This is a genomic window from Asanoa sp. NPDC049573, from assembly GCF_040676615.1.
GTDB lineage: Bacteria > Actinomycetota > Actinomycetes > Mycobacteriales > Micromonosporaceae > Asanoa.
This window is the reverse complement of record NZ_JBFAPI010000003.1, coordinates 449,935-464,025: the sequence shown is the minus strand read 5'-3', so window position 1 is coordinate 464,025 and position 14,091 is coordinate 449,935. Positions and strand designations below refer to the sequence as shown.

General features: G+C 72.7%; 15 protein-coding genes. 4 read left to right on the top strand and 11 right to left on the bottom strand.

Translation table 11 applies throughout. The annotated features are described in order from the left end of the window. Positions 1-30 precede the first annotated feature (30 nt). A complete protein-coding gene (locus AB0J74_RS09190) occupies positions 31-1,416 on the top strand; it encodes an NAD(P)/FAD-dependent oxidoreductase (RefSeq protein WP_363446276.1) in 1,386 nt (461 codons plus the stop codon). Between the two features lie 15 nt (positions 1,417-1,431). Here AB0J74_RS09190 and AB0J74_RS09185 read toward each other — a convergent pair whose 3' ends face one another. Beyond that, positions 1,432-2,355 carry an oxidoreductase gene (locus tag AB0J74_RS09185; RefSeq protein WP_363446274.1) on the bottom strand — a complete coding sequence of 308 codons (924 nt, stop codon included), beginning with the start codon at positions 2,353-2,355 and terminating at the stop codon, positions 1,432-1,434. Between the two features lie 81 nt (positions 2,356-2,436). Here AB0J74_RS09185 and AB0J74_RS09180 point away from each other — a divergent pair, with 81 nt between their 5' ends. Then, on the top strand, positions 2,437-3,003 hold the full coding sequence (locus tag AB0J74_RS09180; RefSeq protein ID WP_363446272.1) for a helix-turn-helix domain-containing protein: 567 nt from the start codon (positions 2,437-2,439) through the stop codon (positions 3,001-3,003). Positions 3,004-3,096: 93 nt separating this feature from the next. Here AB0J74_RS09180 and AB0J74_RS09175 read toward each other — a convergent pair whose 3' ends face one another. The 5 genes from AB0J74_RS09175 to eno all read right to left on the bottom strand — a co-directional run bounded on the left by AB0J74_RS09175 (position 3,097) and on the right by eno (position 7,004). Next, the gene (locus AB0J74_RS09175; RefSeq protein ID WP_363446270.1) at positions 3,097-4,017 is read right to left on the bottom strand and encodes a Ppx/GppA phosphatase family protein; all 921 of its coding nucleotides are present in this window, start codon (positions 4,015-4,017) and stop codon (positions 3,097-3,099) included. Positions 4,018-4,027: 10 nt separating this feature from the next. Beyond that, a complete protein-coding gene (locus AB0J74_RS09170) occupies positions 4,028-4,531 on the bottom strand; it encodes an amino-acid N-acetyltransferase (RefSeq protein ID WP_363446268.1) in 504 nt (167 codons plus the stop codon). 2 nt (positions 4,532-4,533) lie between these two features. Beyond that, positions 4,534-5,046, bottom strand: a complete 513-nt coding sequence (locus AB0J74_RS09165) for a DUF501 domain-containing protein (protein WP_363446608.1) — start codon at positions 5,044-5,046, stop codon at positions 4,534-4,536. Beyond that, on the bottom strand, positions 5,046-5,648 hold the full coding sequence (locus AB0J74_RS09160; protein ID WP_363446266.1) for a septum formation initiator family protein: 603 nt from the start codon (positions 5,646-5,648) through the stop codon (positions 5,046-5,048). Before AB0J74_RS09160 ends, AB0J74_RS09165 begins: the two co-directional genes overlap by 1 nt. A gap of 69 nt (positions 5,649-5,717) precedes the next feature. Further along, the gene (eno, locus tag AB0J74_RS09155) at positions 5,718-7,004 is read right to left on the bottom strand and encodes a phosphopyruvate hydratase (protein WP_363446264.1); all 1,287 of its coding nucleotides are present in this window, start codon (positions 7,002-7,004) and stop codon (positions 5,718-5,720) included. 89 nt (positions 7,005-7,093) lie between these two features. Between eno and nudC the strand changes: the two genes are divergently transcribed. Continuing rightward, positions 7,094-7,894, top strand: a complete 801-nt coding sequence (gene nudC / locus AB0J74_RS09150; RefSeq protein WP_363446262.1) for an NAD(+) diphosphatase — start codon at positions 7,094-7,096, stop codon at positions 7,892-7,894. Here nudC and AB0J74_RS09145 read toward each other — a convergent pair. The 3 genes from AB0J74_RS09145 to AB0J74_RS09135 are packed head-to-tail and all read right to left on the bottom strand — an operon-like array spanning position 7,891 to position 11,370. Beyond that, complete coding sequence (locus tag AB0J74_RS09145; RefSeq protein ID WP_363446260.1) at positions 7,891-8,295, bottom strand: ASCH domain-containing protein; 405 nt, start codon at positions 8,293-8,295, stop codon at positions 7,891-7,893. The genes nudC and AB0J74_RS09145 overlap by 4 nt on opposite strands. Continuing rightward, the gene (locus AB0J74_RS09140; RefSeq protein WP_363446258.1) at positions 8,292-9,914 is read right to left on the bottom strand and encodes a DUF885 domain-containing protein; all 1,623 of its coding nucleotides are present in this window, start codon (positions 9,912-9,914) and stop codon (positions 8,292-8,294) included. The genes AB0J74_RS09145 and AB0J74_RS09140 overlap by 4 nt, the downstream gene beginning before the upstream one ends. 28 nt (positions 9,915-9,942) lie before the next feature. Next, positions 9,943-11,370 (bottom strand): PLP-dependent aminotransferase family protein, encoded by a 1,428-nt coding sequence (locus AB0J74_RS09135; RefSeq protein ID WP_363446256.1) that lies wholly within the window; start codon positions 11,368-11,370, stop codon positions 9,943-9,945. A 66-nt stretch (positions 11,371-11,436) separates the two neighbouring features. On the opposite strand from AB0J74_RS09135, the gene AB0J74_RS09130 reads away from it, so the two are divergent. Further along, complete coding sequence (locus tag AB0J74_RS09130) at positions 11,437-12,438, top strand: DMT family transporter (protein WP_363446254.1); 1,002 nt, start codon at positions 11,437-11,439, stop codon at positions 12,436-12,438. Here the strand turns inward: AB0J74_RS09130 and AB0J74_RS09125 are convergent. Both AB0J74_RS09125 and AB0J74_RS09120 read right to left on the bottom strand, forming a co-directional pair. Next, complete coding sequence (locus AB0J74_RS09125) at positions 12,399-13,343, bottom strand: MazG family protein (protein ID WP_363446252.1); 945 nt, start codon at positions 13,341-13,343, stop codon at positions 12,399-12,401. The genes AB0J74_RS09130 and AB0J74_RS09125 overlap by 40 nt on opposite strands. Positions 13,344-13,347: 4 nt before the next feature. Further along, complete coding sequence (locus AB0J74_RS09120; RefSeq protein WP_363446250.1) at positions 13,348-14,082, bottom strand: hypothetical protein; 735 nt, start codon at positions 14,080-14,082, stop codon at positions 13,348-13,350. Positions 14,083-14,091: the final 9 nt, after the last annotated feature.

The window sequence follows — 14,091 nt, the reverse complement described above, 5'->3', positions numbered from 1 at the left end:
TCCGGAGCCGAAAAGCGGATCGTTGATGTCGTGAGACGTCAACGGATTCTCGTGGTCGGTGCCGGGCACGTCGGGCTGTACGCCGCTCTTCGCATGTCGAAGAAGCTGCGCTCCCGCGAGGCCGAGGTCATCGTCGTCGATCCCCAGCCGCACATGACCTACCAGCCGTTCCTGCCGGAGGCCTCGGCGGGCAACATCTCCCCGCGTCACTCCGTGGTGCCGCTGCGCCGCGAGCTGAAGAACTGCACCATTGTCGCGGGATCCGTCACCAACGTCGCCCACGACCGCAAGGTCGCCACGGTGCAGCCGATCATCGGCCCGCCGCGCGAGATCGAGTACGACCACATCATCGTGGCGCCGGGTTCGGTCTCCCGCACCCTGCCCATCCCCGGCCTGCGCGAGCACGGCATCGGCTTCAAGACCATCGGCGAGGCCATCTACCTGCGCAACCACGTGCTCGACCAGCTCGACGTGGCGGCCGCGACCACGGACCCGGCGGTCCGCGAGCGGGCCCTGACGTTCGTCTTCGTCGGCGGCGGCTACGCCGGCATCGAGGCGCTGGCCGAGATGGAAGACATGGCGCACGACGCGGTCCGGCGCTACTACCCGGAGCTGTCGACCGACGAGATGCACTGGGTGCTCGTCGAGGCGACCAACCGGGTGCTGCCCGAGGTCGACCGCGACATGGGCGCCTACACCGTGCAGGTGCTGCTCAAGCGCAAGCTCGACATCCGGCTCGGCACCCGCCTGGAGTCCTGCGTCGACGGGGTGGTCAAGCTCTCCGACGGCGACAGCATGCCGGCCGACACGATCGTCTGGACCGCCGGCGTCAAGCCGTCGCCGATGCTCGACGCCGTCGACCTGCCCCGCGACGAGCGCGGCCGGCTGACCGCCAACGCGTCGCTGCAGGTCGTCGATGGCGACCGGGTCGTCGAGGGCGCCTGGACGGCCGGCGACTGCGCCGCCGTTCCCGACCTGACCGGCGCGCCCGGCGCGTTCTGCTCGCCCAGCGCACAGCACGCGGTGCGCCAGGCCAAGCGGCTGGCCGACAACATCCGCCGGGTGATCCGTGGGCACCAGCCGGTCGACTACAAGCACAAGCACGTCGGCAGCGTGGCCAGCCTCGGCCTGCACAAGGGCGTGGCCCAGGTCTACGGCATCAAGCTGACCGGCATCCTGGCGTGGCTGATGCACCGGGCCTACCACCTGAGCCGCATCCCGTCGGTCAACCGCAAGGCCCGGGTACTGGTCGACTGGACGCTGGCCCTGTTCCTGCGCCGCGAGGTGGTCTCCCTGGGCCAGCTGCACGCGCCGAAGGAAGAGTTCACCGACGTCACCCCACACATCGACCCGCCTCCGGCACCGCCGACGGTGCCGCTCCCCGAGCGGGTGCGCGTGGCAGCCGGTCGCAGATAGGCCAGGGGGCGTCCCTCACGAGGGGACGCCCCCTTTCACTACCTCGAACCTGACCCCGGTCAGCCGCTCGGACTCGGCCCAGAGCCGTTCCTGCAGTTCGAGGTCGTGGCTCGCCGGCGACGCCGCTACCGGCACGGCCCGCCGGCCGGTGAACTCGCGCCAGCCGCTCGGGCCGAAGTAGTCGCCGCCGCGGGCCCGCGGGTCGGTGGCCGCCCGCAGGGTCGGCAGGGCGGCCCGGTCCTCGTCCTGGATCAGCCAGGAGAACAGCCACTTCGTGCGCCGGCTGACCACGAACCGGAAATGCCACGGGCTGTGCCGCATGAGCTCGGTTCGGGCGGCGCCGGGGTGTGCGGCTAGCGATGCGGTCCCGGTGCCGGCCAGCCTTCGCTGGAGGGCGTGTGCGAAGAGCAGATTCGCCAACTTCGACTGGGCGTACGCCGTCAACGGCTCGTAGCGTTTCTCGGACTGCAGGTCGGCGAAGTCGAGCACGCCGCGGTGGTGGCCGTTGCTGCTGACCGTGACCACCCGGGACGCCGCGGTGGCCAGCAGGCGATCGAGCAGCAGGCCGGTCAGCGCGAAGTGGCCCAGGTGGTTGACGCCGAACTGGAGCTCGAACCCGTCGGCCGTGCGCGAGTAGGGCGGCATCATCACCCCCGCGTTGTTGACGAGCAGATCAAGCCGCGGGTACGCGTCGCGAAACGCCCCGGCCGCGGCCCGCACCGACGTCAGGTCCGCCAGGTCGAGGTGTAGCGGGTGGGCGGCGCCGCCGCGGCCCCGGATCGCCGCGGCGGCGCGGGCGGCCTTGTCGACGTCGCGGCAGGCGAGCACGACGGTCGCGCCGTGCGCGGCCAGCACCTCGGCGGTCACCCGGCCGATCCCGGTGTTGGCGCCGGTGACCAGCGCGACCTTCGGACGAAGATCGCCAATGCTCCAGTCCATGACTCTCCCCCTATAATCGGGACGCGCGTCCCGTCTACGTCAGAATATACGGGACGAGCATCCCGTTTAGGAAGGAGTCGCGTGCGCGCGGATGGTGTGCGAAACCGGCGCAAGGTCCTCGACGCCGCGATGGCGGCCTTCGCCACCGACGGCCTCGCGGTCCCGGTCGCCGAGATCGCCAGGCGGGCGGGCGTCGGCACCGGCACGGTCAGCCGGCACTTCCCGGCGAAGGAGTCGCTCTACGAAGCGATCGTCCTGACCCGGGTCGAGGAGATCGTCGCGCGGTTGGCAGAGCTTGCCGCCACCCGGCCGCCGGGCGAGGCGTTCTTCGCGTTCCTCGCCTACATGGTCGACCAGGCGGCCGAGAACCGCGGCCTCGCCGAGGCCCTGGCCGGGGCCGGCTTCGACATCGAGGCCGCCGCCACCCGCGGTGGCCACGACCTGGACGGCGCCGAGGCCGCGTTGCTGGCCCGGGCCCAGCAGGCCGGCGCGGTGCGCGCCGACGTGACCAACGCCGACGTCAAGGCACTGATCGTCGGCTGCGTGGCCCGGGAGCGCGGCGCCACGGACCCGGCGGCCCGCCGCCGGATGGTCGAGATCGTCAGCGCCGGCCTACGTCGACAAGGACCGGCGAACGGTCAGAGATAGAGCTTGCGCCGCTTGAGCCGTTCGTGTAGTTCGTCCGGGAAATTGACCGTGGTGACCATATGGAAACCAAACCGGCCGTACACAGGCATTTTGCTAGCCGGAAAGGCTGTAGGCGATGCCGTCGAGGATGTCGTGTTCCGAGGCGATCACCGAGGTCATGCCTGCGCGCTCCATGATGATCCGCAGGATCAGGGCGCCGGCGCCGATGACGTCGGCGCGGCCCGGGTGCATGATCGGGTTTTCCAGGCGTTCGGCCGGGGTTTTCGAGAGGAGGTCGGCGGTCACCTTGGCCACGTCGTCGTAGCTGATCCGGGCGTGGTGGATCCGGTTCGGGTCGTAGCCGGGCAGGTCCAGGGCGATGCCGACCACCGTGGTGACCGAGCCGGCCAGGCCGACCAGCGTCGCCGCGGCACGGCCCGGGACCGCCTCCAGCGCCCGGTCGACCACCGCCGCGATGTCGGCCTCGGCCGCCGCCACCTCGGCCGCCGTCGGCGGGGTGCTGTGCAGATGGCGCTCGGTCATCCGGACGCAGCCGACGTCGACCGAGATCGCCGCGTCCGGGCCGGCGGCCGACGAGCCGGTGACGAACTCCGTTGAGCCGCCGCCGATGTCGACGATCAGGAACGGGGTCGGCGCGACCAGGCCGCGCACCGCGCCCGTGTAGGACAGCCGGGCCTCCTCGTCGCCGGAGACGACCTCCGGCGCCACGCCGAGGGTGGTCAACACCATGTCGGTGAAGTCGACCGCGTTGGCCGCGTCGCGGGAGGCCGAGGTCGCGCACATCCGTACCCGGGAGGCGCCCAACGCCCGCAGCTGCGCGGTGTAGTCGGCGAGCGCGACGCGGGTCCGCTCGATCGCCTCCGGTGCGAGCCGGCCGGTCTGGTCGACGCCCTGGCCGAGCCGCACGATCTCCATCCGGCGGGTCACGTCGACGAGGCGCCCGTCGGGGCCGATGGCGGCGACGAGCAGGCGGATGGAGTTGGTCCCACAGTCGATGGCAGCTACCCGGGTCACAAGGTCGACACTACGAGAGGTGCAGCAGCATCCGGGTGTTGCCCAGGGTGTTCGGCTTGACGCGTTCGAGGTCGAGGAACTCCGCGACACCTTCGTCGTACGAGCGCAGGAGCTGCTCGTACACCGCTGGCGGCACCGGGGCCCCGTCGATCTCGCGGAAGCCGAACCGGCCGAAGAACTCGGTCTCGAATGTGAGCACGAACACCCGCCGCACGCCGACCTCGCGCGCGGCGGCGATCAGGGCGGTCACCAGCTCGTACCCGATCTTGCGGCCCTGGTGTCCCGCGTCGACCGCGACCGTGCGGATCTCGGCCAGGTCTTCCCACATCACGTGCAGCGCGCCGCAGCCGACGACGGTCTCCCCGTCGACGGCGACCCAGAACTCGAGGACGTCTTCGTAAAGCGTGACGGTCGCCTTGCTGAGCAGCCGGCCGCCGGTGCTGAACGTGTCGATCAGGCGGCGGATGGCCCTTACGTCGCCGGTGCGGGCACGGCGGACGACGATCTCGGCCATGGCTAGTCGGCCACCTCGACGCAGGGCCCGGCTTCCCACCAGGGCCCGATCGCGGCCAGCGCCTCGTCGCCGAACGGGTTGACCCCTTCGCCGACCGCGAGGGCGTGGCCGACCAGCACGTGCAGGCACTTGACCCGGCCCGGCATGCCGCCGGCCGAGATGCCGTCGATCTCCTCGACGTGTTCGATCGACTCGCGCCGGCTCAGATAGTCCTCGTGCGCGGCCCGGTAGCGCGCCGCGAGTTCGGGGTCTTCGGCGAGGCGGGCGGCCATCTCCTTCATCAGCCCGGCCGACTCCAGCCGGCTGCACGCCGCCGTGGCCCGCTGGCAGGTCAGGTAGAACAGCGTCGGGAACGGGGTGCCGTCGGAGAGCCGCGGCGTCGTCTCGACGACGTCGGGCAGCCCGCACGGGCAGCGGTGGGCGACCGCGCGGATCGCCCGCGGCGGCCGGCCGAGTTGCTCGGCGACGGCGGCCCGGTCGTGCTCGGACGCCTGCTCGCGCACCGGCGGCGGGATCACTTGGCCGCCCCAGCGTTGGCCGCCCCGATGCTCGACCAGAGCGTGTCATACCAGGGGTCGGGCTCGGGCGGCGTGGCACCGGGCGGCGGCAGGCCCGCGTCGCGGGCGGCTCCGTCGGGGTCGGAGAGCAGGATCAACAGCTCTTCGCCGGGGAGGACCATGAAGAAGCGGCTCCTCGCCTGGGTCTTGATGTAGTTGGGGTCTTTCCAGAGCGCCGCCTGGTCCTGCAGCTCTTTGATCTTCTGGCGCTGGGCGGCCTGCGCCGACTCCATCTCCGCGATGTCGGACTGCTGGTTGAGATAGACCCGGATCGGATAGGTGTAGGCCAGGGCCAGCGCGATCAGCACCGCCACCAGCACCGTCGCCCGGCCGGTGAGCCGGCGCGGCTGCGGTGCGGCAGTGCGGCGGGCGGCCGCACCGGTGGCACCGGCGCCCGTGCGGCGCGCGGCCGCCGGCCGGTTGGCCGACCGCGGCGTGGTGGCGACGACGGTCTCCCGCGCGCTGGACCGGGCGACCGCCGACCGGCCGGAACTCCGACCGGCGCTGCTGCTGGAGCGACGGGAGGGCCCTTGCCCGCTCGGCATGCGGCGCTGCGTCACAACCCGACACCCCCTCCCCCGAGGTCCCGGCGTGCCGGGGCCTCCGCGGAGGCCCCGACGCACGCGGGGTCAGCTAGCCGAACGGTACCTCGGGAAGGCGCCCGCGCCGGCGTAGCGCGCCGCGTCCGCGAGTTCCTCTTCGATCCGAAGCAGCTGGTTGTATTTGGCGACCCGGTCGGATCGGGCCGGCGCACCGGTCTTGATCTGGCCGGAGCCGACCGCGACGGCAAGGTCGGCGATCGTGGTGTCTTCGGTCTCGCCGGAGCGGTGGCTCATCATCGTCGAGAAGCCGGCGCGGTGGGCCAGGTCGACCGCGTCGAACGTCTCGGTCAGCGAGCCGATCTGGTTGACCTTCACCAGCACCGCGTTGGCCGACCGCTCGGCGATGCCGCGGGCGATCCGCTGCGGGTTGGTGACGAACAGGTCGTCGCCGACGATCTGCACCCGGTCGCCGACGCTCGCGGTGAACGCGGCCCAGCCGGCCCAGTCGTCTTCGGCCAGCGGGTCTTCGATCGACACGATCGGGTAGTCGGCGACGAGCTTCTCGTAGTAGGCGCTCATCTCGTCGGAGCTGCGCTTCTCGCCCTCGAACGTGTAGACGCCGTCGGCGAAGAACTCGGTCGCGGCCACGTCGAGCGCGAGCACGATGTCGGTGCCGAGCCGGTAGCCGGTCTTCTCGACCGCCTCCGCGATCAGGTCGAGCGCGGCGGCGTTGGTCGGCAGGTTGGGCGCGAAGCCACCCTCGTCGCCGAGCCCGGTGGACAGGCCCTTGGTCTTCAGCACGGCCTTGAGGGCGTGGTAGACCTCGGCGCCGCTGCGCAGCGCCTCGCGGAACGTCGGCGCGCCGATCGGGGCGATCATGAACTCCTGCACGTCGACATTGGAGTCGGCGTGCGCGCCACCGTTGAGGATGTTCATCATCGGCACCGGCAGCAGGTGGGCGTTGGGACCGCCCAGGTAGCGGAACAGGCTCAGCTCCGACGCGCCGGCGGCGGCCTTGGCCACGGCCAGCGAGACGCCCAGGATGGCGTTGGCGCCGAGCTGCGACTTGTCGGGCGTGCCGTCGATGTCGAGCATCTTCTGGTCGATCAGCCGCTGCTCGCTGGCCTCGAACCCGACGAGCTGGTCGACGATCCGGTCTTCGATGTTGGCGACGGCCTTCTCGACGCCCTTGCCGCCGTAGCGGCCCTTGTCGCCGTCGCGCAGTTCCAGCGCCTCGAACGCCCCCGTCGACGCACCCGACGGCACCGCGGCCCGAGCGATCGTGCCGTCGTCGAGCCCGACCTCGACCTCGACGGTGGGGTTGCCGCGCGAGTCCAGGATCTCCCGGGCGACGATTCCCTCAATGGTGGCCACTGTTCCGACTCCTCAGTGTGTTGATGTCGTGGTCTCGCGGCCGCGACGCTGCGTCCCGCATGAGCCTATCGGGGGCTACCCTCGGCTCCGTGAGCCGGTTCGTGCCCGACGCGGTCGCGGCCACCCCGCCCGGCCCCGCTGACCACTGCGTGCTGGTCGCCGGGCGCCACCTGCTGACGCCGTTCCCCCGTCGGGGTGACCTCGACGGCGTGGTCGACGACCACGCCTGGGTGCCCCTCGGAGCCCTCGACGGCGTGCGCGTCTGGGCGGCCGGGGTGCCCGAGCGGATCGACACGCTCGGTGACTGGCAGCGCTGGCCGTCGGTGGCCGCGGCGCTCGGCGAACCGCTGGCCGCTGTCGCCGGCCGGGCGCTACAGATCGTCACCTGGCGGCGCGGCCACCGCTACTGCGGCGGCTGCGCGACCGAGCTGGCCGACGTGCCCGGCGAGCACGCCCGCCGCTGTCCCGGTTGCGACCTCTACGTCCCGATGCAGCTCTCGCCGGCCGTGCTGACGGCGATCCGCCGCGGTGACGAGATCCTGCTGGTCCGGCACACCTATGGTCCGACCGAGCTGTGGGCGCTGGTCGCCGGCTTCGTCGAGGCCGGCGAGTCGCTGGAGGAGGCGGTGCACCGCGAGGTCGCCGAGGAGGTCGGCCTGACCGTCGGCGGCCTGCGCTATTTCGGCAGCCAGCCGTGGGCGATGTCGGGCCCCGGCGTGGTGCTCACCGGCTTCCTGGCCAGCGCGGCGCCGGACGCCGAGCCGGTGGTCGACGGCAAGGAGCTCGCCGAGGCCCGCTGGTGGCCGTTGCGGGAGCTGCCCGACGCGCTGCCCCCGGCGTACTCCATCTCCCGTTGGTTGATCGACGCGTCGGTGGCCGAGCTGGCCTAGTCGACGACGCGGAACCGTTTGGTGACGACCTGGGTGTCGTCGTCGAGCACGAAGCCGTCGGCGAGCTCGGCCCGCACCTCGGTGCTGTTCCAGAACTCCTCGTGGCCGGCCCGCCACTGCGCCACCGTACGGTCGCCCTCACCCTCGTCGATCGCGTGCTGGAGGTCGACGTCGGCCAGACGGAGCACGCGTACCTCGGTGGTCTCGATCGCGGCGACCCGGCGGCCGTCGGAGTCGACCACCGCCGAGACGTCGCCGACGACCGGCAGCGGCTCGTCGACATAGAGGGCCGCCAGCGCCGTCGTCGTGGTCTTGGCGCCGGACAGGATCGCGGCGACGAGCTTGTCGCGCAGCGGGCCGGGGAAGGCGAACTCGGCCAGCGGAAGGTCGTCGAGGTTCACAGTCGGGGCTCCAGACCGAGCAGGAGGGGCAGGTGGCGCGGCGGCGGCGAGCCGTGGCCGATCATCGCATCGTGCCAGGCCCGGGTCGAGGTGCCGGCCGGGCGGCGCAGCGCGGTGTCGAGAATCTCGGTGTAGCCCACGAAGTAGGTGGACAGCTGGGTCGAGGTGAGCAGCGCGCGGCGCCACTTGCCGGCCGCCTCGCCCTCCTCCTGGAAGCCCGGCCCGGTCATCAGCGCCATCGCCTCCTCCTCGGTCATGCCGTCGCAGTGCACGGCCTGGTCGAGGATCGCGTTGATGGTCATCCGCAGCTGCATCTTGAGCTGCTGGAGCCGGATCGGCAGGCCACCGAAGCGCAACCCGGCCATCACCTCTTCGGCGTAGACGGCCCAGCCCTCGGCGAACGGGCCGGAGACGCCGAGCTTGCGCACCCGGGTGCTGCCCTGGAACCGGCGCGAGTGCGCGAGTTGCAGGTAGTGGCCCGGCATCGCCTCGTGCACGGTCAGGTTGCGGATCATGTGGTTGTTGTATTCGCGGTAGAACGACTCCACCCGCTGCGGCGACCAGTCGGCCGGCGTCGGCGAGATGCAGTAGAACGTCGGCAGCTCCGCGGTCTCGAGCTGGCCCGGCGAGTCGCAGTAGGCGACCGCGACGCCGCGGGCGAACTCGGGCATCTCCTGGATCACGCACGGGTCGTCGACCAACGAGACCAGATCGTGCTCGCGTACGAAGTCAGTGGTCTCGACCATCGTCTGCTTCGCCAGGTCGAGGATCGTGTCGTTGGTCGGGTGCTCGGCGCCGAGCCGGTCGAGGGCCTCGCGCACGGTCTCGTCGGTCGCCGGCCCACCGGTCATCTCCGCGGCGGCGCGGCGCAGGTCGCCACCGATCCGGTCGAGGTTCTCCCGGGCCCGGTCGAGCACCTGGCCGGCGGTCAACTCGGTGTCGAGGGTGTGCCAGAGCCGCGCCTCCCAGAGCCGGCGCCCCAGCCGCGGGTCGCGCTCGGCCGTGGGCAACTGCTCCCGCAGCCACCCCGTGAACTCGTCGAGCGCGGCGACGGCAGCGTCGGCGGCCGGCTGCACCGTCGCCCGCATCGGCGGCGCCTGCTCCAGCATCGCCGGCACCTCGTCGCGCACCAGCGCGGCGGTGCCGGCGAACTGCCCGATCGCGGTCTCGACGTGGATCCGGGGCATGTCACGCAGCGTGCTGCGCGCGATGGCCAGCGCGTCGGGCACGGCCTCCAGCCGCTGGGTGAGGCTTTCCAGCCGCACGTCGACGGGCGCGAACGGCCGCGCGATCAGCTCGTGGATCAGGTCGCCCGGGTTGTGCGCCAACGGGTTCCAGGTGTGCTCGCGCACCTCGGACAGCTCGAACATGCCCCGCTCGACCCGCGCGTTGAGGATCGCGTGGTCGACCTGCTCCTGCGCGTCGAGCGCGTCGCTGTCGACCTCGGCCAGCGCGCCGCTGGCGTCACGGAGCATCGCGAAGCGGGCCACGACCCCGTCGGGCGACAGGTCGGGCAGCTCCCCGTCGAGGCGATGGTCGCCGGCCGACGCGGCGAGGTGCGGGTCGCTGTCGAGCAGCGCGTCGACGATCCGCTCGGCGAGGGGGACGAACTCGGGCATGGGGTCCAACCTAGACGATCAGCTCAGCTCAGATCAGCTCACGCAGCCGCCGGATGCTCGCGGCGAGCCGGTCGGGCGTCTGACCCGCGTACCCGATGACCAGACCTGGCGGGCCGCCCCGGGTGAGCCTGGTCGCGCTCAGGGGCACGGGCCCGAGCCCTTGTCGGTACGCCCGTTCGGCGAGCGCCGCGTCGTCGGTGCCCGGCGGCAGTTCGACGACGAGGTGCAGGCCCGCGGCGACGCCGTGCACGCGACAGCCCGGCATCTCCTTGGCCAGGGCAGCGACGAGCGCGTCCCGGCGCTGCCGGTGGGCCCGGCGGGCCTGCCTGAGGTGGCGGTCGTAACCGCCGGTGGCCAGCAGGTGCGCGAACGCGAGTTGCTCCAGGGTCGGGCCGCCGTAGTCGGCCGCCGCTTTGGCCGCCCGCACCGACGCGGCCCGGTCCTTCGGCGGGCAGAGCCAACCCAGCCGCAGGGCCGGCGCGAGCGCCTTGCTGGCCGAGCCGAGGTGAGCCACGACGTCGGGTGCGAGACCTTGCAGGCACCCGACCGGGTCGCGGTCGTAGCGGAACTCGGCGTCGTAGTCGTCCTCGATGATCAGCTTGCCGGTGGCGCGGGCCCAGGCGATCAGCGCGGCCCGCCGGTGCGGCGCCAGGACGACGCCGGTCGGGTACTGGTGCGCCGGCGTGACCAGCACGGCCGGCACGTCGCTGGCTTCGAGGGTGGCGACGTCGAGGCCGTCGCCGTCGACCGGGATCGGCACGAGCCGCAGGCCCTGCGCCTCGAGGTGGACCCGGATGCCGGGGCTGCCGGGCTCCTCGACGCCGATCCGGTCGGCGCCTCGGCCGCGCAGGTGGTGGGCGATCAGCGAGAAGGCCTGCGCGGCGCCCGTCGTGACGACGACGTCGTCGGCGGTCAGCCGGGCGGCGCGGACCCGTCCGAGGTAGTCGGCCAGGGTCTGGCGGAGGCGGGGTGCGCCGGTGGCGTCGGAGTAGCCGAGGTCGGCTGGGGTGGCGGCGGCGAGCACCTGCTCGTAGGCGCGGCGCCAGGCGGTGCGCGGAAAGGCGGTCAGGTCGGGCTGGCCGGGGCGGAGGTCGGCCGGCAGGTTGCCGGCGAAGGGCCCGGGGTGGCTGTTCTGGAGGCTTTGCTCTGCACCCATATAGGAAGCACCCGCGTGTTCGGGTGCTTCCTGTATGGGTGCAGAGCAAGGAAACGACGGCGTGGCGGCGACCGACGTGCCGGCGCCGCGTGCTGAGAGGAGGCGGCCCTCGGCGATGAGTTGCTCGTAAGCGCCGACCACCACGCCGCGGGAGACGCGTAGGTCCGCCGCTAGCTGGCGGGTCGAGGGCAGCCGGGTGCCGGGCGCCAGGCGGCCGTCGGTGATGGCCGCCCGCAGCGCCGTCGTGAGTTGGTCACCGAGACCGGGCCGGGACCGGTCCAGGTCGAGCAGCGCCTCCATGTGGTCTCCTCAATCGCGGTATGAGTGGACCTGTTGACCGGACCATTGTCGCCATAGCGTCGGGTCATGGCCATCTCCAAGGGCACCGCCCTGGCGTTCTGCGTGCTCGGCATGACGCTGGTCGGCAGTTCGGTCGCGGTCAGCCAACTGCTGCTGGACTATCCGGTGCTCACCGCGCAGGCGGTCCGCTACGCCGTCGCGGCCGCGGTGCTCTTCCTGATCGCGCACCGGTTTCCGCGGCTCGGTGGTGCCCGGCCCGGCGTCCGCCCGACCCGGCGGGAGGTGGGCATCCTGCTGGTACTCGCGGCGACCGGGATGGCCGGGTTCAACGCCTGCATCATGCTCGCGCTGCGCCACGACACCGAGCCGGCCGTGGTCGGCACCGTGATCGGCGCGGCGCCGCTCGGACTGGCGTTGCTCGGGCCGTTGGTGGCGGGTCGGCGCAACCGGCCGAGCCTGCGGATCGTCGCCGCGGCCGCGGTCGTCGTCGCGGGCACCGCGCTGGTCGAGGGGACCGGGCGGGCCACGACCGTCGGGCTGCTCGGCACCGTCGGCGCGCTGGTCGGCGAGATCCTCTTCTCGCTGCTGGCCGCGGTCGTGCTGCCCCGGCTCGGTGCGGTCCGGGTGGCGGCCTACAGCTGCGGGCTGGCCGTACCCCTGCTGCTGCTCGGTGCGCTCGTCGCCGGCGAACCCGCGGCCTGGCGGCTGCCGACGGCGACCGAGGCCGGCGCCCTGGCCTATCTCGCCGGGCTGATGACGGTCGCGGCGTTCGTGGTGTGGTTCATCGGCCTGGAGCGGCTCGGCGTCGAGCGGGCCGGCATGCTGGTCGGGCTGATGCCGGTCGCGACGCTGGCCACGGCCGCGGTGATGGCGTCCGCGTGGCCCGGCCCTGGTCCGGCGATCGGCGTGCTCACGGTGGCCGCGGGACTGGCGTTCGGCCTGACCGGGCCGGCACCGGCCCAAAGCGGACACCCGGCCCCGGCCCAAGGCGAACGCCAGGCCCCGGCCGGACGCCCGGCACCGTCGGCTCAGGACGAGCGCTCGGCCGCCCTGACCGCGTCGGCGTAGCGGAGGGCGGCGGCACGCAGCGCCGCCTCCGGGTCCTCGCCGGCCGCCCGCGCCGCCGCGACCAGCCGCAGCAACCGGGCGCCGAGGTCGTCGCCGGTGGGCAGGTCGACGGTGACGCCACCGCGTTCCGCGCGCTGCAGGAACTTGGCGGCCAGGGCGAGCGCGGGCTGGGCCAGGGCGACGCCGTCCATCACCGAGTCGCGTGACTTCTCCGCCTTCTTGATCTGCTCCCAGTTGTCGATGATCTCCTCGACGGAGCCGACCTCGGTGCCGGCGAAGACGTGCGGGTTGCGGCGGATCATCTTGTCGACCAGGCCCGCGGCGACGTCGTCGACCGTCCAGCGGCGGCCCTCGGGCAGTTCCTCGGCCAGCCGGGCGTGCAGCACCACCTGGAGCAGCACGTCGCCGAGTTCCTCGCGCAGGCCGGTCAGGTCCTGGGCCTCGATCGCGTCGTAGGCCTCGTACGCCTCTTCCAGCAGGAACTGGGCCAGCGACTGGTGGGTCTGGGCCCGCTTCCACGGGTCGCCGCCCGGCGAGTAGAGGCGGTCCATCACCGCGACCGCGTCGAGCAGGCGGGCGCCGGCCGGGTCCCAGGAGCCGTAGGTCACCTCGAGCTCGGCCAGGCCGGGCTCGCGGGCCAGCCGCAGGCCCAGCTCGCGGGCCAGGTCGGGGTCGCCGGTCGGCCCGGCCAGCCAGACCACGTCACCGGCGCGGGCGTGCTCCAACAGCGCGTCGACCCGGGGCGGCACGATGGTCACCGCGCCGCCCGCCTCACGCACGGCGGCGGTCAACGCGGACTCGGCGGCGGCCAGGACGGGCTGCGCGCGAAGCGCGTCCCAGGCGGCAGCCGTCAGCAGGCCGGCCGGCAGCCGGGGCGAGGTGACGAGCAGCAGGATGCGAGGCACGGACTCAGGCGCGGTCGTTGACCGTGTCGCCGCCTTCGAGGTAGGGCAGGTCGTAGAAGACCGCGCCGCTCTGGGAGGAGACCACCATCGGCGCCGACAGCGGCAGGTAGCGCGGGTTGACCGAGGTGTCGCTGGCCGTGGCCGCCTTCTCCAGCATGCCGGTGAGCTGGTAGGCGGCCGCGACGAACTCGCCGTCGCCGAACGCCTGCTTGATCTGAGCGAGGTCGAAGCCGGCGTCGATCGCCTTGACCTTGACCAGGGCGTCGTACACACCGCGCAGTTGGTCGTCGGTCGCCTTGCCCACGCTCGTGCTGATCTTGGCGAAGATGCCCTGCGAGAGGTTGACCCACTCGGTGTAGTCCTTGGCGTAGGTGCTCTCCGCCGGCACGCCCAGCTCGGTCGCCACCTGGTCGGCGGTCACCGCGTTGACGGGCTGGACGCCCTGGTCCTTGGCGACCTGGCGGCCGAGGTCGAGGCTGACCTCGAGGTCGACGACCTGCTGGCGGCTGACCGCGGGGCTTGGAACCGGGGTCGCACCCGGCTGCGGCTGCGCGGTCGGGTCGGCCGCCGGCGTCGCGGTGCTCTTGGCGCCGTCGAAGATCTGCGTGACCTGGGCGTCGGTCACCTTCCGGTCGCCCAGGTAAGCGGCGACCGAGGGCTCGGACCGGCAGGCGGCCAGGCCGCCCAGGCCGAGGGCGGCGACGACGACAATCGACGCGAGACGGCGGGCACGAAGCATGGTCGACAC